Raw genomic sequence first — 19,874 nt, forward strand, 5'->3', positions numbered from 1 at the left:
AACTCATCATGGGAACACTCACGTGGACATCGTGCGCGCCGGCTTCCCCGCCAGCACACACCTCATGGCCCACAGCGCGCTGCAGGCCCCCTGTTGGCCGGTATCCGGGCTGGCGGACATCCCATGCGACCTTCCCAGTGCCGCGAGGCACCAGTGGTGTTTGCACATGAGCGAAGGCGGTGGCCTTCGTCCGCTTACCGTTGCGGGGGCAGCGCAGGTGGGTGCGCGGCCCGTGGGGCGTTGCGACCTCTGCTTCCCGTTTAACTGTGCCGATGTGACAACCGGCACGAGCACCAACGCGGCGATTGTAAGCAGCGGCCACACCTACCCCCCTACAATGAAGCACCCGCAACCTTCCGGCGCCCCATGTCGAAGATCCAGGACCTTGCAGACCGCGTCGAGCGCTTGCTGCTGCGGCACGAGGAACTCAAACGCACCAACGAGTTGCTGGAACAGCAGGTGAGCCAGCTCACGCAAGAGCGCGACAACCTGCGCTCACGGCTGAACGCTGCGCGAAGCCGCATCGACGCCTTGCTTGACCGGTTGCCGGTCGACGCCCCCTCGGGTGACAACCGGACCGAAGGGGACCGCGCATGAGCAGCAGCATGAAGCAGATGGAAGTGACCATCATGGGCCAGAGCTACATCCTCGGCTGCCCGGAAGGTGGCGAGGTGTCCTTGCTCGAAGCGGTGGGCAGCGTCGACCGCGAAATGAGCGCGATCCGTGATGCGGGCCGGGTGAAGGCTCGCGAGCGCATTGCAGTGCTGGCCGCGCTCAACCTCGCCTATGCGCTCGCCGAGCGCCCTGCGCCGGCACCAGCGGTGGCACAAACGGCCTCCGGTGCATCAGACGCACCCGCCAGCAACGTGGACATCGATGCCCTGATCCAGCGCCTGGACCAAGCCCTTGGCGCCGACGGTCAATTGCTCTGAAGCGATGGTGTCGCGGCGATGCGGCGCGTAAAATTCAAAGCGTCCGTTGCGTTCGCGTGAGTCTTATATTTCCTTGAACCGATGCGCGTAAGCGCCAGGGCTTGGAACATCGCCGGGTAGGTGTGATCGTCTCGCGTCAGATGAACCCGAAGCCCCGCTGACCTCGCCCACCTGAACCAGCCTGGGTTCAGGAATGCGGCTCACGGCTCGCGACGGACACCTTTTCTTTTCACTCGACTCGTCCGATGGCAAAACAACAATATTGGCTCATGAAGAGTGAGCCGAGTGAATGTTCGATCGATGACCTCGCCGCCGCCAAGAAGCAGACCGTACCTTGGTTCGGCGTGCGCAACTACCAGGCGCGCAACTACATGCGCGACCACATGCAGGTCGGCGATGGCGTGCTGTTCTATCACTCTTCATGCCCAGAGCCGGGCATCGTGGGCCTTGCCACCGTGTCGAGCACGCCCTACCCCGACGAAACCCAGTTCGACAAGAAGAGCCACTACTACGACGAGAAGTCCACCCGCGAGGAACCGCGCTGGATGCTGGTCGACGTGACGCTGGAGCGCAAGACCCGTCTCCTCTCGTTGCCCGAACTGCGTGAGGCGCCCGAACTGGCCGACATGATCATCCTGAAGAAAGGCAACCGCCTCTCGATCACGCCGGTGACGGCGGCCGAGTGGAAAGCGGTGTTGAAGCGACTCGGCTGAGTCCGCTCAGGCTTCGAAGCGGATGCTGGCCAGCGTGACGTGGTTGCCGCCACGCTTCTGCGCCTGTGACAAGGCGGTGTCGGCAGCTTGCAGCAGGTCTTCCTGCGTGTGCGCGGTGTGCGGGAAGCTCGCCACGCCCATCGACACGGTAAAGCCCAGGTCCTGACCGTTCAGCATGACGAGCTGCGTGGCGCACTGCCGGCGCAGGCCTTCCATGCGCGCATGCGCGGTGGCGAGGCCGACACCCGACAGAAGCACCGCGAAACGGTCTTCATTGAGCCGGCATGAGGCGTCCATCGCGCGGGTGTTGCTGCGCAAGAGACGGCCCAGCGCCTCGAGCACGCGCTTGCGACCTTCGCTGCCCGACGCGCGAGCGGCTTCGCCGAGCGGGTCGAGCGCCACCGACACGAGCGCAAACTCGCGATGTTCGCGCGATGACAGGTCGACTTCGCGGCGCAGTTGATCGTCGAAGTGACCTCGCTGATAGAGGCCGGTGACGCTGTCGCGCAGCCCGTGATCCTGCATCTCGCGGCGCAGGGTTTCGTTGGCCTGCTGCTGCTCCTCGAGCTGCCGCAAGGCCAGCTGCAGCTGGGTTTCGGCCTGACGCTGGGGCGTGAGGTCCTGCCAGATGCAGCACAGGTACCTGGGTGCCGAGCCGTCCGCCGACGGCAGCGCCAGACGCGTCACCGAAAACTCGCGCCGCACCCCGCCCTGTTCCAGACGGTGCTCGCTGACCTGCGGCACGGTCACCACCATGGCCGACTGGTCGGCCGTGCGCAGCGAGGCACACGCCTGCGGATCGGCCCAGTCTTCGTCGACGAGGCCTTCGGCCGAGCGGCCGATCAGGCTCTGCATGCGGGCGTTGACGTGAACGTAGCGGCCGGTGGCCGCTTCCTTGATGGCGAACATGGCCTCGGCACGGTCCAGCAGGCTCATGGCGACCACGCCCCAGGCATGCGGGGCCAAGCCAAGTGCAGCCGTCAGCGCTTGCGCCTGGTCGGCGCGGGCAGACAGTGCCTGCTGGTGGATGTCGGTCATTCCTTGTCTCGTCGGTGCCCGCAGGCCGCCATCGGCGGCAGAAGTGCCCTGCCGGTGATTAGCGCACCCGGCACGACGCCTTGAAAACCCCTAGGTTGATCGATCATAGCGATCACGTTCCGACCTACAGACCGCCCACCTCAAGTGCGGGGCGTGCAGATTTCGCACAAAAGCCGTGCCCTTGGCACGGACTCGGCGCACGACAAGCAAACCACCACGACCCGCTACGACGTCGCGGCGGGTTTGCTGCCCCTGTGTGGCTCCATGGTGCACCGCTATCTGGCACAGGAATCGCTTCCTCTCCTTCAGTGTTCAAACTTGCCCTAAACAAGGGCGCCGCTTTCCTGGGGATCATCGTGTCAGGTTTCAAGAGCTTTCTCAAAGCAGGTCATGCCCCGACCTTGTTCGCATCGTTTCTTTACTTTGACTTCTGCTTCGCCATCTGGGTCTTGAACGGCGCGATGGCGCCCTTCATCAGCGAGACCTTCCAACTCACCGCGGCACAAAAGGGCTTCATGGTGTCGGTGCCCATCCTCGCGGGGGCGCTCATGCGCTTTCCTCTTGGCGTGCTGGCGCAGTACATCGGCCGCAAGAACGCGGCGATGGTCGAGATGGGCTTGATCGTGCTCGCGTTGGCGTTCGGCTTCTTCTTCGTGAACAGCTACGACAGCGTGCTGGCCATGGGCGTGCTGCTCGGCATCGCCGGTGCGAGCTTCGGCGTGGCCCTCTCGTTGGGCTCGGGCTGGTTCCCGCCCAAGTACAAGGGGCTCGCGATGGGCATCGCCGGTGCCGGCAATTCCGGCACCGTGCTGGCCGTGCTGTTCGCACCGCCGCTCGCAGCCAAGTTCGGCTGGTCCACCGTGTATGGGCTTGCCGCCTGCACCATGCTGCTACCGATGGCGGTGATGTGGTTTGCGGCCAAGGAGCCGCCGGATCGCGAGCACCAGACCTTCCGGGAGCACATCGCCTGCCTGTTCGAGAAGGACGGCTGGGCCTTCAGCCTGATCTACATCGTCACGTTCGGTGGCTTCATCGGCCTGGCGAGCTTTCTGCCGACCTACTTCTACGACCAGTTCAAGGTGACCAAGGTCGAGGCCGGCCAGCTCACCATGCTGGCCACTCTGATGGGCTCTGCAGTGCGCGTGCTCGGCGGCTACATCTCCGACCGCGTGGGGGGCATCAACACCCTGAGCGGAGTGCTGGTCCTGGTGGCCGTGACGCTGGTGCTGTGCGGCTTCGCGAGCAGCTCCGTCGCCGTCACCACCCTGCTCTTCATGCTGTGCTTTGCCGCGCTCGGCGCGGGCAACGGCGCCCTATTCCAGCTCGTGCCGCTGCGCTGGCCGCTCACCACGGCCGTGGCCGGTTCGATGATCGGCGAGGTCGGCGCGCTCGGTGGCGGCTTCCTGCCCAATGCCATGGGCCAGTCCAAGCAGTACGCCGGCACCTACCTGTGGGGCTTCGTCTCGTTTGCCGTGCTGGCGCTCGCGATGCTCGTGATGCTGCGGATGGTGCAGATCCGCTGGACGCGCACCTGGGCGGAAAAAGGCGGTCGGGCCCGCCCGGTGCACGCGCCGTCGGCCACTTCTAGCGTGGCAGGAAAAGCAGCCAGTACACCAGCAATGCGTTGAAGAGCGCCGACACTGCGAACGCGACCCTCCACATCAGCGTGGGATCGCGCACGAGCAGCGGTGTCGGCCCCTGTGCCGAGAGCGGCCGGGAGGCCCCGCGCTGAAGCGCCAGCTCCAGCTCCTCGGCGGTTTCGAAACGCAGCTTCTTTTCGAACGCCACGGCCTTCAGCACGATGTGGTCGAGCCAGATGGGCACGTCGGGCCGCAGGCGTGAGGGTGGCTTCGGCGGGCGGCGATAACGCAGCTTCTGGTAGGGCTCGATGTCGCCGAACGGGAGGTGACCGGTGAGCAACTGGTAAAGGGTGGCGCCGAACGCGAAGAGGTCGGTCTGCGCGTCGACCGGCTCGTCGTCCCAGAGCTCCGGGTTCATGTAGCTGGGCGTGCCCGCATGCAGGCTGCGTTGCTCGGCAGGCTCGTTGCCGGAGATCGCCACGCCGAGGTCGAGCAGGCGCAGTTGCCCATCGTCGCCGAGGTGCAGGTTGCCGGGCTTGATGTCGCGGTGAATCACGCCCAGCCGGTGCAGCTTGCCAATGGCCCGCGTCGCCGCCAGCGCCCAGTTCACCACGTCGGCCACCGGCAGGCCCTGGCCACCGGCGAGCAACTGCTCGAGCGTCTGCCCGGCATGCCAGTCGAACACGAGGTAGAACGCGCTCGCGTCGTGCACTTCGTGCAGGGCGACGAAACCCGTGCTGCCACGCTCGCTGACCCGTGTTCCCAGCCACGCCTCGTGGGCGAGCATGGCCCGCTCCTGCGCATCGTTCGCGCGCAAAGGGTTGAGCGTCTTGAGCGCACGCAGCGCCTTGGTCTCGACGTGGCGCACCTGGTAGAGCAGGTGCACGCCGGTGTCGGCCACGAGTGCGGTGACGACGTGCCCATCGAGCTCATCGCCCACCTGGAGACGCGGCGGCACCGGCAGCTGCCGGCTGCGCACCAGCGCATCTTCGAGGCGCGAGCGCGCAAGCCCCAGCACACGCACGACCAGCACCGTGGCGTTGTCCTGCGTGCCTGCGCCTAGCGCTGCTTGCGCGATGGCGTCGCTCACCTCCTGCGCCGTGCCCTGCGCCAGCAGCTTCTGCATCTGCGACTGCGGCACCTTCGCGTGCACGCCGTCGGAGACGAGCACGAACACATCGCCCAGGTGCAGCTCGCCTTGCAGGTAGTCGACGCGGATGGCGTCGTCCTGCCCCATCGCGCGGGTGAGCTGGCTCTTCAGGTCGGGGTGCTCGAGGGCGTGGTCCTGGGTCAGGCGACGGCACTCACCGTCACGCACCAGATAGGCCCGCGTGTCCCCAACATGGGCCACGGTCCAGGTCTGCCCGCGAAGCGCGAGGACTGTCAGCGTGCTCATCGCAGCGCCGTTGTGGCGGCGATTGTGGGCGGCGAGCCAGCTGTTTTGCGCGCTGATGATGCGGTCGAGCACCACACTGGTGTCCCATGTGGGTGGTGCACCGAAATAGTCTTCGACCACCGAACGCACGCTCGTCTGCGCCGCCATGCGGCCCTCGCCGCCCATCGAGACACCATCGGCAATCGCGGCGATGAAGCCCAGTTCCTCCTCGTGGGCAAGCGGTTTCCGAGCCCCCGCGAAGTCTTCGTTTTCCTGCCGCGGACCACGCTCGCTCGCGTAGCCAACCTCGATGTCAAAGCTCATGTTGATGCACCTGCGCTGGGCGCTTGTGTTGTGTACCACCGGCGAAGCAAGACGCCTGCCCGCAAAGAGTGCAACGAGCACCACATTGCAGCCGCGAGCGTGGTGCGTGTTGGCACCGTGTTTGCTAACTATGCCGCCATCGAGCAGTACTGCGACCGAGGACGCACCTCATGAAGAAGATGAAGTTGGTGATGGTCGGCAACGGCATGGCGGGGGTGCGCACTCTCGAGGAGCTGTTGAAGATCGCGCCTGACCTCTACGACATCACGGTGTTCGGCGCCGAGCCGCACCCCAACTACAACCGCATCCTGCTGTCTCCCGTGCTTGCCGGCGAGCAGACGCTCGACGAGATCGTGCTCAACCCGTTGAGCTGGTATGAAGAGAACCACATCAAGCTTCACCTGGGCAAGAAGGTCGTCGACGTCGACCGGCGCAACCGCATCGTCAAGGCGGCCGACGGCACCGAGGAGCCCTACGACCGCCTGTTGATCGCCACCGGCTCCAACCCGTTCATCCTGCCGGTGCCCGGCAAGGAGCTCGAAGGCGTGATCGCCTACCGCGACATCGCCGACACCAACACGATGATCGAGGCCGCGCAGAAGTACAAGCACGCGGTCGTGATCGGCGGCGGACTGCTCGGCCTCGAAGCCGCCAACGGCCTGATGCTGCGCGGCATGCAGGTCATGGTCGTCCACATCATGCCGTGGCTGATGGAGCGCCAGCTCGACGATGCCGCCGGCAAGCTGCTGCAGAAGTCGCTCGAAGCACGCGGCCTGAAGTTCATGATCGGTGCCAGCACCCAGGCCCTGATCGGTGACCAGGACGGCGGCAAGGCGGGCCGCGTGATGGCCGTGCGGTTCAAGGACGGCACCGAGGTCCCGGCCGACCTGGTGGTGATGGCCGCCGGCATCCGCCCGAACACTGAGCTCGCGCTGAAGATCGGCCTCCACTGCTTCAATGACGGGCGAGGCGGCATCGTCGTCAACGACACGATGCAGACCATCACCGACGCGCGCATCTACTCCGTCGGCGAGTGCGCCGCCCACCGCGGCATCGCCTACGGCCTGGTGGCGCCGCTCTTCGAACAGGGCAAGGTGTGCGCGACGCACCTGGCCGAGTTCGGCATCGGCCGCTACACCGGATCGCAGACCAGCACCAAGCTCAAGGTCACCGGCATCGACCTCTTCTCTGCCGGCGACTTCATGGGCGGCGGCGACAGCGAAGACATCGTGATGAGCGACCCCTACGGCGGCGTCTACAAGAAGCTCGTCGTGAAGGACGGCAAGCTCGTCGGCGCCTGCCTCTACGGCGACACGGTCGACGGCTCGTGGTACTTCAAGCTCATCCGCGAGGGCCGCGCGGTGACCGACATCCGCGACAAGTTGATGTTCGGCGAGTCGAACATCGGCGACACCGGCCACCAGGGGCACAGCAAGGCCGCCGCCATGGCCGACGCCGACGAGGTCTGCGGCTGCAACGGCGTCACCAAGGGGACGATCTGCAAGGCCATCAAGGAAAAGGGCCTCTTCACGCTGGAAGAGGTGCGCAAGCACACCAAGGCATCGGCCTCCTGCGGCTCGTGCACAGGCCTCGTCGAGCAGCTGATCATGTTCACGGCGGGCGGCGACTACTCCGCGGCTCCGAAGAAAAAAGCCATCTGCGGCTGCACCGACGCCAGCCACCAGGAAGTGCGCGACGCGATCCGCGAGCAAAAGCTGCTAACCATCGCCAGCACCTACAAGGCCCTCAACTGGCGCACGCCCAACGGCTGCGCGAGCTGCCGCCCGGCGGTCAACTACTACCTCATCAGCACCTGGCCCAAGGAAGCGAAGGACGACCCGCAATCGCGCTTCATCAACGAGCGCAGCCACGCCAACATCCAGAAAGACGGCACCTACTCCGTCGTGCCGCGCATGTGGGGCGGCGAGACGACCGCAGCCGAGCTGCGCCGCATCGCCGACGCGGTCGACAAGTACAAGATCCCCACCGTCAAGGTCACCGGCGGCCAGCGAATCGACCTCCTGGGCGTGAAGAAGGAAGACCTCGTCAACGTCTGGCGCGACATCGGCATGCCCTCGGGCCATGCCTACGCCAAGGCGCTGCGCACGGTGAAAACCTGCGTGGGCAGCGAGTGGTGCCGCATGGGCACGCAAGACAGCACCCAGATGGGCAAGGACCTGGAGCGTGCGATGTGGCGCATGTACGCGCCGCACAAGGTGAAATTCGCCGTCTCGGGCTGCCCGCGCAACTGCGCCGAGTCGGGCATCAAGGACGTGGGTATCATCGGCGTCGACTCCGGCTGGGAGATGTACATCGCCGGCAACGGCGGCATCAAGACCGAGGTGGCGCACTTCCTCGTCAAGCTCAAGACGGCTGAGGAGGTGCTCGAGTACACCGGCGCCTTCTGCGAGCTCTATCGCCAGGAAGGGTGGTACCTGGAGCGCACGGTCCACTACGTCAACCGCGTCGGCCTCGACCATGTGAAGAAAAAGATCCTCGACGACCACGAAGGCCGCAAGAAGCTCTGGGCCCAACTGCAATACGCCCTCGAAGGCGAGCCCGATCCGTGGTTCGAGTTCGACAAGGCCCAGGTCGACACCCGCCAGTTCGTCCCCGTTCGAGCCGTCTGATCTGCAAGAAGACCCTCCGATGTCCCACTGGACCCTCATCTGCACGGTCGATGACCTGCCGCCCCTGGGCTCGCGCCGCGTGACACGCCCGAACGGCGCACCCGTGGCGGTCTTTCGCGCGCACGACGACCGCATCTTTGCCATCCTCGACCGCTGCCCCCACAAGGGCGGCCCGCTAAGCCAGGGCATCGTCTTCGGCACGAACGTGGCCTGCCCGCTTCACAACATGAGCATCGGGCTCGATGACGGCCGGGTGAAGGAGCCCGACGAAGGCTGTGTGCCGACCTTCGCCGTCAGGGTGGATGCCGGCTCGATCTACCTCGACGCCGATGAACTCGCGACACTCGGCATCGACCTGCCGCTGCCGGTGGCGGGGCCTTGCGCCACCCGCCGGCTCTGAACGGGTACCTGACTCGCGCACAGGGCGAACCCTTCGTCTGGCACACAACCTGCAATGTCCAGTCAGTGCAAACCATCCCCATCATTCCTCTCCACGCCCAGGCGCAGGACACCACGCAAGAGACCCGCAGCACCTGCCCGTATTGCGGCGTCGGCTGCGGCGTCATCATCGAAAGCCAGGGCACGCAGATCACCGGCGTGCGCGGCGACCCGGACCACCCCGCCAACTTCGGCCGCCTCTGCACGAAGGGCAGCACACTGCACCACACGGCCACCGAGCCGCTGACACATCAGACGCGCCTGCTCCAGCCCGCCGTGCGTGCCGCCCGCGGTGGCGCGCCACACAGCATTGCGTGGGACACCGCGCTCGGCGGTGCTGCCGAGCGTTTCGCCAACATCATCACGCTCCACGGCGCCGATGCCGTGGGCTTCTACGTCTCGGGCCAGTTGCTCACCGAGGACTACTACGTCTTCAACAAGCTCGCCAAGGGTTTGATCGGCACCAACAACATCGACACCAATTCGCGCCTGTGCATGAGCAGCGCGGTGGCGGGCTACAAGGCCACGCTGGGCGCCGATGCCCCGCCCGCCTGCTACGACGACGTCCAGCACGCGAGCACGCTCTTCATCACCGGCTCGAACACCGCCTACGCGCACCCCATCCTCTTCCGCCGCATCGAAGACGCGAAGCGTGCCAACCCGGCGATGAAGATCATCGTGGCCGACCCGCGCCGCACCGAGACGGCCGAAGCCGCCGACCTTTACCTGCCCATCCTCCCCGGCACCGACGTCGCCCTCTACCACGGCATGCTGCACGTGATGCTGTGGGAAGGGCTCGTGGACCACGCCTACATCAACGCGCACACCCAGGGATTCGAGGCGCTGCGCGACCGCGTGCGCGGCTACACGACGAAAGAGACGGCGCAGCTCTGCGGCATCACGGAAGACGCATTGATACAGGCTGCACGCTGGTTCGCCACGGGCAGCACGCTCTCGCTCTACTGCCAGGGCCTCAACCAGAGCACCAGCGGCACCGACAAGAACGCCGCCCTCATCAATCTTCACCTTGCCACCGGCCAGATCGGCAAGCCGGGCGCCGGGCCCTTCTCGCTCACCGGCCAGCCCAACGCGATGGGCGGCCGCGAGGTGGGCGGCCTCGCCAACCTGCTGAGCGCGCACCGCGACCTGGGCAACGCCGAGCATCGGGCCGAAGTGGCGCGGCTGTGGGGCGTGGACGACGTGCCGTCGCAGCCGGGCAAGACCGCGGTGGAGATGTTCGAAGCCGCGGCCGACGGCCAGATCAAGGCGCTGTGGATCGCCTGCACGAACCCGGCCCAGTCGATGCCCAACCAGACCATGGTGCGGCGTGCGCTGGAGCGCGCCGAGTTCGTCGTCGTGCAGGAAGCCTTCGCCACCACCGCCACCTGCCAGTACGCCGACCTGCTGCTGCCCGCCACCACCTGGGGCGAGAGGGACGGCACCGTCACCAACAGCGAGCGCCGCATCAGCCGCGTGCGGCCGGCCGTCGCGTCGCCTGGCGAGACGCGGCACGACTGGGTCATCGCGGTCGACTTCGCGCGCCGCCTCGAGGCACGGCTGCGCCCCGGTCGCGCCACCCTCTTCCCTTACGAGACGCCCGAGTCGGTGTGGACGGAGCACCGCGAAAGCACCCGTGGCCGCGACCTGGACATCACCGGCCTGAGCTACGCGCAGCTCGAGTCCGCACCCGCGCAATGGCCCTTCCCCGAAGGCGCCGCCACGGGCAAGGTGCGCCTGTACGAAGACGGCGTGTTCCCGACCGCGAATGGCCGCGCGAAGTTTGCCGACGTGGCCTATGAGCCCCTGGCCGAGCCGCGCGACGTGCGCTACCCCTTCTCGCTCACCACCGGCCGCCTGCGCGACCAGTGGCACGGCATGAGCCGCACCGGCACCATCGGCCGCCTGTTCGGCCATGTGCCCGAGCCTGCCATCGAGATGAACGCAGAAGACCTCGCGCGCCTGCAACTCACTGATGGCGACCTGGCGCACGTGACCTCCCGGCGCGGCACCCTGGTGCTGCCGGTCCTGGCCAGCGAACAGGTGGCGGTGGCGCAGGCCTTCATCGCCATGCACTGGGGCGAAGAATTCGTCTCCGGCGTCACCAGCACGGGCGCAAGGGTGCATGGCGTCAATGCGCTCACCACGGCGGCGTTTTGCCCCAAGTCCAAGCAACCCGAGCTCAAGCACGCGGCCGTCAAGGTGCTCAAGGCCGATCTGCCGTGGCGCCTGCTGGGGGTGGCCTGGCTGCCGGCCGAGCACGCGGCAGCGGTGCGCGAAGAGCTGAAGTCGCTGATGGGCGCGTTTGCCTATGCGAGCTGTGTGCCCTTCGGCCGCGAGCGCAGCGGCGTGCTGTTTCGCGCGGCCGCCTATGAGACGGCGCCCGATGAGCTGGTGCAGCGCATCGAGGCGCTGCTCGGCCTCGGCGGCACCGAGGTGCTGCGCTATGCCGACAAGCGCCGCGGCCAGCGCCGCACGATGCGGCTGCACAGGAGTGGCGACACCGCCCAGCTCGAAGGCTTCGTGCTCGCTGGCGACACCAGTGCCGAGGCGTGGATCAAGCCGCTGCTGCAGGACGAGTTGCCGGCGCAGGCCTACGGCCGCCTGCTGCTCGTGCCCGGTGCGCGCGCGCCGCTGGCCGTGCAGTCGCGCGGGCGCCAGGTCTGCACCTGCTTCAACGTGGCCGAGCCCGAAATCGTGGCCACCCTGAAGACCTGCAAGGGCTCGCCCGAGGAACAACTGGCGCAACTGCAGGGCCAGCTCAAATGCGGCACGAATTGCGGCTCCTGCATCCCGGAGTTGAAGCGACTGGCGCGCACTGTGATGAGCACCGCCTGAAAATACCGCTCCCCGGGCCGACCCTGGCCCGACACTTGCGAACCACGCGCCAGGGACACGACATGAGCATCAGCCACTACATCAAGGAAATCGGTCGCGGCAAGGAAGGTGCCCGATCGCTGAAGCGCGAACAGGCTTACGACCTGATGAGCCAGGTGCTCGAAGGCCAGGTCACCGACCTCGAGCTCGGCGCCTTTGCACTCGCGATGCGCATCAAGGGCGAGACCATCGACGAGACCGCTGGCTTCCTGCAAGCCACCGTCGAACGTTGCCTGCCCATCGCGACGACGCGCACGGCCGTCGTGCTGCCTTCCTACAACGGCGCGCGCAAGCTGCCGAACCTCACGCCGCTGCTGGCCCTGCTGCTGGCGCATGAAGACATCCCGGTGCTGGTGCACGGCATGCCGGAGGACCCGGGCCGAGTGACGACGGCTGAAATCTTCCACGACCTCGGCCTGCCGATTGCACGCGACGCGGCCGACGTGGCCTCGGCGTGGGCACGCCACGAGCCGGTCTACATCCGCACCGACGTGCTGTGCCCGCCGCTCGCACGCCTGCTCGACGCACGCTGGACGATCGGCCTGCGCAACTCGGGCCACACCGTCGCCAAGCTGCTCGACCCGTGCCAGGCCGGCACCGCGGTGCGCGTCGTCAACTACACGCACCCGGAGTACGGGCAGATGCTCACCGGCTTCCTGCAGCACACCGTGGCCAACGCGATGCTGATGCGCGGGACCGAAGGCGAGCCCGTCGCCGACCCGCGCCGTCTGCCGAAGCTCGACGTCTTCATCGACGGGGCCTTGCGCGGCGACCTGTCCGTGTCCGCCCACGACGGCGTGCTGCGCGAACTGCCCGTCCTGCCGCGCACCTGCGACGCCGCCACCACCGCGATGTACATCCAGTCGGTGATCAGCGGCGAGAAGCCGGCACCGGCGCCACTGATGCAGCAGGTGCGCTGCCTGCAGGCCGCACTCGACGCGCTGGCCCACGCCCACCCCCGCGAGCGGACGGCCTGAGCGGGCTCATCCGCGGGCTGTCCGGCACGATAATTCCCCGTCAAATCGGAAGGGGAGAAGATGCTCGAACTCGACAAGCTCAACCAGCTCACCGAATCGCACGGCGAGCTGCGCCGCGGCAAAGGCATGGTGACCGGCGTGATCGCCTTCGTGCTGGCCCTGCTGTGTTTCCTGGGCGTCCTGGCCTTCCACTTCCCGCAGTACCTGACCACGCCTGAGCTGCGCAAGAGCTACGACGTCAACGTCATCCGCACCATCATGCTGGTGGCCATTGGCATCTCGGGTGGGCTCTCGCTGCTCAACATCATCCGCGGCCGTGCCCGCTGGCTGGCGCTGTGGACCTTTGCCCTCGTCGCCATCACGCTGGCGCTCGGCGGCCACAAGGTCGAGGTCGACCCCAACTTCCCCGACCACACGCCCTACATCGGCCTCGACTGGTTCATCCTCGACCTGCTCGGCTCCACGCTGATCTTCATCTTCATCGAGAAGATGTGGGCGCTGCGGAAAGACCAGCCTGTCTTCCGCGCCGAGTGGCAGACCGACATGCACCACTTCATCGTGAACCACATGGTGGTGGGCTTCATCCTGCTGGCGACCAACCTCTTGGTGCACAAGCTCTTCGGCTGGGCGGCGCACGACGGCATCCGCGGCTGGGTGTCGGGGCTCAATTTCTGGGTGGCGCTCTTCCTCATCATCCTCGTCGCCGACCTGGTGCAGTACTGGACGCACCGCGCCTACCACGAGGTGCCGCTGCTGTGGCGCCTGCATGCGGTGCACCACAGCGTGAAGAGCATGGACTGGCTGGCCGGGTCGCGCCAGCACATCCTCGAGCTGCTGATCACCCGCACGCTGGTGCTGGCGCCCATCTACGTGCTCGGCTTCAGCAAGCAGGTGATCGACGCCTACATCATCGTGGTGGGCTTCCAGGCGGTGTTCAACCACGCCAACGTGAGCGTGCGGCTCGGGCCGTTGCGCTACCTGATCGTCACGCCCAACTTCCACCACTGGCATCACTCGCAGGACGACGAGGCGATCGACAAGAACTACGCGGCGCACTTTGCTTTCCTCGACCACCTCTTCGGCACCGCGGTGAAGTCAGACCGCGAATGGCCGGCGCAGTATGGCGTCGTCGGTGACTACGTGCCCAACGGCTTCTGGAAGCAGGTCAAGTTCCCGTTCACCTGGAAAGGCTGAGCCGCTTCACTTGACGGAGCCGAGCGCCTTGGGCGCCGCCAGCCCGAGGATCGCAGCGAACATCGCGACCGACGTCAGGCCGATGGTCAACGACGAATGCTCGGCGATCACGCCGATCAAGGGCGGCCCGGCCATCATGCCGAAGTAGCCGACCGACGCCACCACCGCGATGCCGTGCGCGGGGTTGGCGTCGAGCTTCGCCGCCGAGCCGAAGAGCACCGGCACCACGTTGGCGAACCCGAGGCCGACCAGTGCAAAGCCGATCAGCGTGGCGACCGGGTGGGCGATGACCAGCACGGCCGCCATCGACACCGCGGCCAGCGCAGCGCTGGCACTCATCAGCACCGAAGGCGACACACGGTCGCGCACCCAGTCGCCGCCAAAACGCGCCGCGGCCATCGCGCCGCTGAAGCTGGCGTACGCCAACGCCGCGAAGTCGGGGGCACTCTTGAGCTCCTGCGTCATGTAGAGCACGCTCCAGTCGTACATCGCGCCCTCGGCGATCAGGCCCAGCGCGGCCAGCACGCCCAGCAAGCCCAGCACCCCTCGTGGCCAGGCAAGGCCGTGGCCCTGTTGCGAAGAGCCGGTGACGGTCGGCAGCATCGCGAGGCCGGCCACGACGACGAGCACGCCGGAGGCGATCGACGTGGTCACGAGATGCGAGCTGGGTGACACTCCCCGAGACAGCAGCGCGCTGCCAAACGCCGCCCCGACCATGCCCCCGAGGCTGAACATGCCGTGGAAGCCGCTCATCAGGCTGCGCTTGCGCAGTGTCTCGACCTCGCTCGCGGCCGTGTTGATCGACACGTCGAACAAGCTCATGCCAATGCCGAACGCGATCAGGAGGGCGATCAACACCAGGTAGCTCTGGCTCGCCAGAAGACCGACCAGGCTGGCCGCGCAGAGCACGCCTGCGGCGATGCCCACGCGCCTGGCGCCGAAGCTGCCGACGATCCGGCCGGCCTGCGTCAGCGTCGCCACGGCGCCCACGCCCGAAGCCAGCATCGCCATCGCAAGGGCCTGTTCGCCGAGCCCGTAGTGCTGCTTGACCGTCGGCACATGGATGCCCCAGGTGGCGAACAAGGCGCCGGCGATGAAAAACTGTGCCCGCACGGCATGGGTCGCACGCATCAGGCTCGGTTCAGGAAACGGTGCGACAAGGCTCATGGGGCGGCGATTCTAGGAATCGGTCGAGATAATCGTGCGATGGGGAGATTCGATGCAGTCGTGATCGGTGGTGGCGCAGCAGGCCTTTTCTGTGCCGGCATGGCGGGGCAACTGGGCGCCAGGGTCCTGCTGATCGACCACAGCGAGAAAGTGGCCGAGAAGATCCGCATCTCGGGCGGCGGCCGCTGCAACTTCACCAACCGGGACGCCGGCCCGGGGAATTTCATCTCGGCCAACCCGCACTTCTGCCGCTCGGCGCTCGCGCGCTACACGCCGCAGGATTTCCTCTCGCTCGTGCAGCGCCACCGAATTCCCTGGCACGAGAAGCACAAGGGCCAGCTCTTCTGCGACGAGTCGTCGGAAGACATCATCGGCATGCTGCTGCGCGAATGCGAGCAAGGCCGCGTGACGCGGTGGCATGGGTGCGGTGTGCAGGCGGTGCGGTCGACCGCGCGGGGGTTCGAGCTCGACACCGACCAAGGCACGGTCCTCGCCGGCAAAGTCGTGGTCGCCACCGGCGGCCTGTCCATTCCCAAGATCGGCGCGACAGACTTCGGCTATCGGCTGGCGAAGCAATTTGGCCATCGGCTCATCGAGACACGGCCCGCCCTCGTGCCGCTGACGTTCGACGCAGCCGCGTGGGCGCCCTTCGCTGCGATGTCAGGTCTGTCCTTGCCGGTCGAGATCCGTACCGGCCCGGCGAAGGGCGGCATGGCTTTCCTCGAAGATCTGCTGTTCACCCACCGCGGCCTGAGCGGCCCGGCCGTGCTCCAGATTTCCAGCTACTGGCGGGCGGGCAGCCCGTTGCGCCTCAATCTCGCACCGCACCTCGACCTCGCCCGCCACCTCACCCAAGCCAAGTCCGGCTCGAGGCGCAAGCTGCAAACCGAATTGGCCGCCCTGCTGCCACAGCGTCTCGCCGAAGGCTGGCTGGCCCGCCACCCCACGATGGCTGACCGACTGCTTGCGGACCTGCGCGACCGCGACCTCCAGACCCTCGCCGACAGCCTGCAAGCCTGGGAACTGATCCCATCCGGCACCGAGGGCTACCGCAAGGCCGAGGTCACCGCCGGCGGGGTGGACACGCGGGAACTGAGCTCCCAAACCCTCGAAAGCCGGCTCACACCCGGCCTGTTCTTCATCGGCGAGGTGGTCGACGTCACCGGCTGGCTCGGTGGTTACAACTTCCAGTGGGCGTGGGCGAGCGCCGCCGCCTGTGCCCAGGCCCTGGCCGCACCACCTCAGAGCAGCCACTAACCTGCGCTTGCAAGCCCGGATTCCCTGGCTATAATCGCCGTCTTTGCTGGCAAAACCCCGCGTGTCGATTCGCCCAGCAACCAGGCTGGATTCCGGAACCTCCTTCCTGGCACCCCGAGCGAACACCGAGCGCACAACATCTGAATCCATGACTTCTATTCGCGTCAAAGAAAACGAACCGTTCGACGTGGCCCTGCGCCGCTTCAAGCGCACCATCGAAAAGCTGGGCCTGCTGACCGACCTGCGCGCCCGCGAGTTCTATGAGAAGCCCACCGCCGAGCGCAAGCGCAAGAAGGCCGCCGCGGTCAAGCGCCACTTCAAGCGCATCCGCAGCATGCAGCTGCCCAAGCGCCTGTACTGATCCACGCGGATCTCCGCCAAAGCCCGCACCCAGCGGGCTTTGTTGTTCTGGAAGCCCGCACAGCCGCGGGCTTCGTCGTTTCCAGCCCGGAGAAACAGCCATGAGCCTGAAAGACAAGATCACCGAAGACATGAAGTCCGCCATGCGGGCCAAGGAAGCCGATCGCCTGCTCACCATCCGTGGCCTGCTGGCGGCCATGAAGCAGAAGGAAGTCGACGAGCGCGTGACGCTCGATGACGCCGCGGTGATCGGCATCGTCGACAAACTCATCAAGCAGCGCAAGGATTCGATCAGCCAGTTCGCCGCCGCGGGCCGCACCGATCTGGTCGACAAGGAAACGGCCGAACTCAAGGTGCTCGAGGGTTACCTGCCCCAGCGCATGAGCGCCGATGAGATCAACGCCGAAGTGGCGAAGATTGTGGCCAGCCTCGGGGCCAGCGGCCCGGGCGACATGGGCAAGGTGATGGGCGCCGTGAAGGCCCAACTCGCCGGCAAGGCCGACATGAGCCTCGTCTCCGCCGCCGTCAAACAAGCTCTCGCACGCTGAGGTCACTCCCATGACGACTCCCCAAGTGATGCCCGTGGCGCCCGACGTGTGCGTCGCTCCCCAGCTCGACCCGTCGGCCATGGCCTGGGCCGCGCAGAACGGCTTCAAGAGCGTGGTCAACAACCGCCCCGACTTCGAAGGCGGCCCTGACCAGCCGACCAACGCTTCCATCGAAGCGGCGGCCCGCGCCGCCGGCCTCGAATACGCCTACCTGCCGGTGAGCGGGGGCTACCAGTCGCCGGAGGAGATCGAGCGTTTCGCCGAGCTGCTGCGCACGCTGCCACGCCCTCTGCTCGCCTTCTGCCGCTCGGGCGCCCGCTCGGGCAAGCTCTTCCAGGCGGCAAGCAGCCTCTGAGTTCGCGGCGCTGGCGGCATGCGCCTCAAGCTCAAGGTCTTCCTGCTGGCGGTGATCCCGCTGCTGGCGTCGGCCGCGCTCATCGCGTGGGCCGTCGCCCAGCAGGAGAAGAGCCTGTCCGAGCGCGAACGCGCGCTGGTCGAATCGGCCTACATGGCCAACAAGCAGACCGAGCTGCGCCACTACGTCGACCTCGCGCAAAGCGTGATCGCGCCGCTCTACACCTCGGGCCGCGACGACGAGGCGACCAAGGCCGAAGCCATGCGCCTGCTCGCCGCGCTGGACTACGGTGCCGACGGCTACTTCTTCCTCTACGACATGAGCGGGCGCAACCTCATGCACCCGCGCCAGCCCGAGCTCATGGGCCGCAATCTCTGGGACATGCGCGACGCCCAGGGCCGGCCCATCATCCAGCAGCTGATCGGCAAGGCACGCGAAGGCGGCGGCTATGTGCAGTACGTGTGGCAGAAGCCGTCATCACAGCAGATCACGCCCAAGCTCGGCTACGTGGTCTCGCTTCCGCGCTGGAACTGGATGCTCGGCACCGGCCTGTACCTCGACGACATCCACGCCACGCTGGCCGAGCTCGACGAGCAGGTCAGCGACAACGTGCGCACGACCATGTGGTGGATCGCCGGCATTGCGCTCGCCGGCATCGCGGTGCTCGGTGCCTGCGGCCTGGCGCTGAACCTCAGTGAATCGCGCGAGGCCGACCACAAGCTGCGGCTGCTTGCCCGTCAGGTGGTGAAGTCGCAGGAAGACGAACGCGCCCACCTGTCGCGCGAGCTGCACGACGGCACCAGCCAGACGCTCGTCTCCATCAAGCTGTTGCTCGAATCGGCCCAGGCCCAGCTCGACCGCGACCGCAGCGCACCGCTGACGAAAGCGCTGGCCCGTCTCAACGATGCCCTGCACGAGGTTCGCAACATCTCGCACCGCCTGCGCCCCGCCGAGCTCGACGTGCTGGGCCTGCCGGCCGCGCTGGAGCAGATGGGCCGCGAGTTCAGCGAGCACAGCGAGATGGCCTTCGACATGCGCGTGGGCGGCGGCGCCTCGGCCCTGCCCGATGCCATCAGCACCGTGCTCTTCCGCGTCACGCAAGAGGCCCTGACCAACATCGAGAAGCACGCAAGTGCCAGCGAAGTGCAGCTGCGCCTCGTCTTCGGCACGACCGGCGTGCGACTGCGCATCACCGACGACGGCGTCGGCTTCGACGCGCAAGCCGTGGCGCTCGACCCGCGCCGAGGCATCGGCCTGCGCAACATGCGCGAGCGGGTCGAATCGATCGGCGGCCAGTTCAGCGTGCGTTCGCGCGCCGGCCGCACCGAGGTCGTCGCCGATGTGCCTGCCTCTGCGATCAAGCGCCTGTCCCCCTCCGAACGCCTCGCCGCATGAACACCACCCGCTCCACCCGCATTGCGATCGTCGACGACCACCCGCTGGTGCGCGACGGGCTCAAGCTGCGCCTGTCCGCCCACCCTGCGCTGGCCCTCGTCGGCGAAGCAGGCGACGCCGCCGAAGCCTCTGCCATGGTCGAACGCAGCGCCCCCGAGCTGGTGCTGATGGACGTCGGCATGAAGGGCACCAACGGCATCGAGCTCACTGCCCTGCTGCTGCAACGCCACCCGCACCTGCGCGTGCTGATGCTCAGCATGTACGACAACCCCGAGTACGTGAACCGCGCCATGCAGGCAGGCGCCCGCGGCTACGTGCTGAAGGACGCGCCGTCGGACGAGATCCTCGACGCGATCGCCGCCATCACCGCCGGCCGCACCTACCTGAGTGCCGCGATTTCCGGGCGGATGTCACGCTCGCAGGCGCCGAAGCCGGTGCTCTCGCTGCGCGAGAGCGAGATTCTGGCCGGCCTTGCGCGCGGGCACGCGAGCCGGCAGATCGCCGAAGCCCTCGGACTGAGCGTGCGCACCGTCGAAACCCACCGGCAAAACATCCGCCGCAAGCTCGGCCTGGCCGGCCAGGCCGAACTCATCAAGTACGCGGTAGAACACGCAGGCGACGTCCTCGTCACACGCGCCGCGTCATGATGCGTAATTCCACTTAGCGGAAAGACCCGTGGCGCCACGCCGACGCTTCAGGTCTGATAGCGAACATCGG

Annotated in this window: 18 protein-coding genes and 1 riboswitch; of the genes, 15 read left to right on the forward strand and 3 right to left on the reverse strand. The window is 66.9% G+C overall.

Going from position 1 to position 19,874, the window contains the following annotated elements; genetic code table 11:
• Window positions 1–77: 77 nt before the first annotated feature.
• A riboswitch (cobalamin riboswitch) is annotated at window positions 78–313 on the reverse strand.
• A 53-nt stretch (window positions 314–366) separates the two neighbouring features.
• From JI745_RS04840 to JI745_RS04850, 3 genes are all read left to right on the forward strand, one after another.
• Window positions 367–597: a cell division protein ZapB gene (locus JI745_RS04840; protein ID WP_201804233.1), complete on the forward strand. Its 231-nt coding sequence runs from the start codon at window positions 367–369 to the stop codon at window positions 595–597.
• An 8-nt stretch (window positions 598–605) separates the two neighbouring features.
• Window positions 606–932, forward strand: a complete 327-nt coding sequence (locus JI745_RS04845; RefSeq protein WP_201812338.1) for a cell division protein ZapA — start codon at window positions 606–608, stop codon at window positions 930–932.
• 269 nt (window positions 933–1,201) lie between these two features.
• On the forward strand, window positions 1,202–1,645 hold the full coding sequence (locus tag JI745_RS04850; protein WP_201804235.1) for an EVE domain-containing protein: 444 nt from the start codon (window positions 1,202–1,204) through the stop codon (window positions 1,643–1,645).
• A 6-nt stretch (window positions 1,646–1,651) separates the two neighbouring features.
• Here JI745_RS04850 and JI745_RS04855 read toward each other — a convergent pair whose 3' ends face one another.
• Entirely contained in the window at window positions 1,652–2,683 is a 1,032-nt protein-coding gene (locus tag JI745_RS04855) for a sensor domain-containing diguanylate cyclase (RefSeq protein ID WP_236674905.1), read from the reverse strand.
• 356 nt (window positions 2,684–3,039) lie between these two features.
• Here JI745_RS04855 and JI745_RS04860 point away from each other — a divergent pair, with 356 nt between their 5' ends.
• A complete protein-coding gene (locus JI745_RS04860) occupies window positions 3,040–4,311 on the forward strand; it encodes a nitrate/nitrite transporter (protein ID WP_201804237.1) in 1,272 nt (423 codons plus the stop codon).
• On the opposite strand, the gene JI745_RS04865 is transcribed toward JI745_RS04860, so the two are convergent.
• On the reverse strand, window positions 4,268–5,962 hold the full coding sequence (locus tag JI745_RS04865; protein WP_201804239.1) for a bifunctional protein-serine/threonine kinase/phosphatase: 1,695 nt from the start codon (window positions 5,960–5,962) through the stop codon (window positions 4,268–4,270). The genes JI745_RS04860 and JI745_RS04865 overlap by 44 nt on opposite strands.
• A 170-nt stretch (window positions 5,963–6,132) precedes the next feature.
• Between JI745_RS04865 and nirB the strand changes: the two genes are divergently transcribed.
• The 5 genes from nirB (at window position 6,133) to JI745_RS04890 (ending at window position 14,075) form a co-directional block, all read left to right on the forward strand.
• The gene (nirB, locus tag JI745_RS04870) at window positions 6,133–8,592 is read left to right on the forward strand and encodes a nitrite reductase large subunit NirB (protein WP_201804241.1); all 2,460 of its coding nucleotides are present in this window, start codon (window positions 6,133–6,135) and stop codon (window positions 8,590–8,592) included.
• A 19-nt stretch (window positions 8,593–8,611) separates the two neighbouring features.
• Window positions 8,612–8,992 (forward strand): nitrite reductase small subunit NirD, encoded by a 381-nt coding sequence (gene nirD / locus JI745_RS04875; protein ID WP_201804243.1) that lies wholly within the window; start codon window positions 8,612–8,614, stop codon window positions 8,990–8,992.
• Between the two features lie 65 nt (window positions 8,993–9,057).
• Window positions 9,058–11,865, forward strand: coding sequence for a molybdopterin-dependent oxidoreductase (locus tag JI745_RS04880; RefSeq protein ID WP_310738490.1), 2,808 nt, complete (start codon window positions 9,058–9,060; stop codon window positions 11,863–11,865).
• Window positions 11,866–11,927: 62 nt separating this feature from the next.
• On the forward strand, window positions 11,928–12,881 hold the full coding sequence (gene ybiB / locus JI745_RS04885) for a DNA-binding protein YbiB (RefSeq protein WP_201804245.1): 954 nt from the start codon (window positions 11,928–11,930) through the stop codon (window positions 12,879–12,881).
• 60 nt (window positions 12,882–12,941) lie between these two features.
• Window positions 12,942–14,075 carry a sterol desaturase family protein gene (locus tag JI745_RS04890; protein WP_201804246.1) on the forward strand — a complete coding sequence of 378 codons (1,134 nt, stop codon included), beginning with the start codon at window positions 12,942–12,944 and terminating at the stop codon, window positions 14,073–14,075.
• Between the two features lie 6 nt (window positions 14,076–14,081).
• Here the strand turns inward: JI745_RS04890 and JI745_RS04895 are convergent, their stop codons facing one another.
• Window positions 14,082–15,206 carry an MFS transporter gene (locus JI745_RS04895; RefSeq protein ID WP_201804248.1) on the reverse strand — a complete coding sequence of 375 codons (1,125 nt, stop codon included), beginning with the start codon at window positions 15,204–15,206 and terminating at the stop codon, window positions 14,082–14,084.
• A gap of 75 nt (window positions 15,207–15,281) precedes the next feature.
• Between JI745_RS04895 and JI745_RS04900 the strand changes: the two genes are divergently transcribed.
• The 6 genes from JI745_RS04900 to JI745_RS04925 all read left to right on the forward strand — a co-directional run bounded on the left by JI745_RS04900 (window position 15,282) and on the right by JI745_RS04925 (window position 19,804).
• On the forward strand, window positions 15,282–16,499 hold the full coding sequence (locus JI745_RS04900) for an NAD(P)/FAD-dependent oxidoreductase (RefSeq protein WP_201812341.1): 1,218 nt from the start codon (window positions 15,282–15,284) through the stop codon (window positions 16,497–16,499).
• A gap of 148 nt (window positions 16,500–16,647) precedes the next feature.
• Window positions 16,648–16,860, forward strand: a complete 213-nt coding sequence (gene rpsU, locus JI745_RS04905) for a 30S ribosomal protein S21 (protein WP_047503026.1) — start codon at window positions 16,648–16,650, stop codon at window positions 16,858–16,860.
• A gap of 100 nt (window positions 16,861–16,960) precedes the next feature.
• Entirely contained in the window at window positions 16,961–17,407 is a 447-nt protein-coding gene (locus tag JI745_RS04910; RefSeq protein WP_201804250.1) for a GatB/YqeY domain-containing protein, read from the forward strand.
• Between the two features lie 10 nt (window positions 17,408–17,417).
• Window positions 17,418–17,762 (forward strand): TIGR01244 family sulfur transferase, encoded by a 345-nt coding sequence (locus tag JI745_RS04915; RefSeq protein WP_201804258.1) that lies wholly within the window; start codon window positions 17,418–17,420, stop codon window positions 17,760–17,762.
• 18 nt (window positions 17,763–17,780) lie between these two features.
• Window positions 17,781–19,157 (forward strand): cache domain-containing protein, encoded by a 1,377-nt coding sequence (locus JI745_RS04920; protein ID WP_201804261.1) that lies wholly within the window; start codon window positions 17,781–17,783, stop codon window positions 19,155–19,157.
• Window positions 19,154–19,804, forward strand: coding sequence for a response regulator transcription factor (locus JI745_RS04925; protein ID WP_201804262.1), 651 nt, complete (start codon window positions 19,154–19,156; stop codon window positions 19,802–19,804). Before JI745_RS04920 ends, JI745_RS04925 begins: the two co-directional genes overlap by 4 nt.
• Window positions 19,805–19,874: the final 70 nt, after the last annotated feature.

This window comes from Piscinibacter sp. HJYY11 (assembly GCF_016735515.1).
GTDB lineage: Bacteria > Pseudomonadota > Gammaproteobacteria > Burkholderiales > Burkholderiaceae_C > Rhizobacter.

Bases quoted from the DNA above. Each gene is read 5' to 3' on its own strand.
- nirD (WP_201804243.1), top strand. From the start codon at position 8,612: ATGTCCCACTGGACCCTCATCTGCACGGTCGATGACCTGCCGCCCCTG.
- JI745_RS04925 (WP_201804262.1), top strand. From the start codon at position 19,154: ATGAACACCACCCGCTCCACCCGCATTGCGATCGTCGACGACCACCCG.
- JI745_RS04920 (WP_201804261.1), top strand. From the start codon at position 17,781: ATGCGCCTCAAGCTCAAGGTCTTCCTGCTGGCGGTGATCCCGCTGCTG.
- JI745_RS04840 (WP_201804233.1), top strand. From the start codon at position 367: ATGTCGAAGATCCAGGACCTTGCAGACCGCGTCGAGCGCTTGCTGCTG.
- JI745_RS04895 (WP_201804248.1), bottom strand. From the start codon at position 15,206: ATGCGTGCGACCCATGCCGTGCGGGCACAGTTTTTCATCGCCGGCGCC.
- JI745_RS04865 (WP_201804239.1), bottom strand. From the start codon at position 5,962: ATGAGCTTTGACATCGAGGTTGGCTACGCGAGCGAGCGTGGTCCGCGG.
- rpsU (WP_047503026.1), top strand. From the start codon at position 16,648: ATGACTTCTATTCGCGTCAAAGAAAACGAACCGTTCGACGTGGCCCTG.
- JI745_RS04850 (WP_201804235.1), top strand. From the start codon at position 1,202: ATGAAGAGTGAGCCGAGTGAATGTTCGATCGATGACCTCGCCGCCGCC.
- JI745_RS04915 (WP_201804258.1), top strand. From the start codon at position 17,418: ATGACGACTCCCCAAGTGATGCCCGTGGCGCCCGACGTGTGCGTCGCT.
- JI745_RS04845 (WP_201812338.1), top strand. From the start codon at position 606: ATGAAGCAGATGGAAGTGACCATCATGGGCCAGAGCTACATCCTCGGC.
- nirB (WP_201804241.1), top strand. From the start codon at position 6,133: ATGAAGAAGATGAAGTTGGTGATGGTCGGCAACGGCATGGCGGGGGTG.
- JI745_RS04855 (WP_236674905.1), bottom strand. From the start codon at position 2,683: ATGACCGACATCCACCAGCAGGCACTGTCTGCCCGCGCCGACCAGGCG.
- JI745_RS04910 (WP_201804250.1), top strand. From the start codon at position 16,961: ATGAGCCTGAAAGACAAGATCACCGAAGACATGAAGTCCGCCATGCGG.
- JI745_RS04890 (WP_201804246.1), top strand. From the start codon at position 12,942: ATGCTCGAACTCGACAAGCTCAACCAGCTCACCGAATCGCACGGCGAG.
- ybiB (WP_201804245.1), top strand. From the start codon at position 11,928: ATGAGCATCAGCCACTACATCAAGGAAATCGGTCGCGGCAAGGAAGGT.
- JI745_RS04900 (WP_201812341.1), top strand. From the start codon at position 15,282: ATGGGGAGATTCGATGCAGTCGTGATCGGTGGTGGCGCAGCAGGCCTT.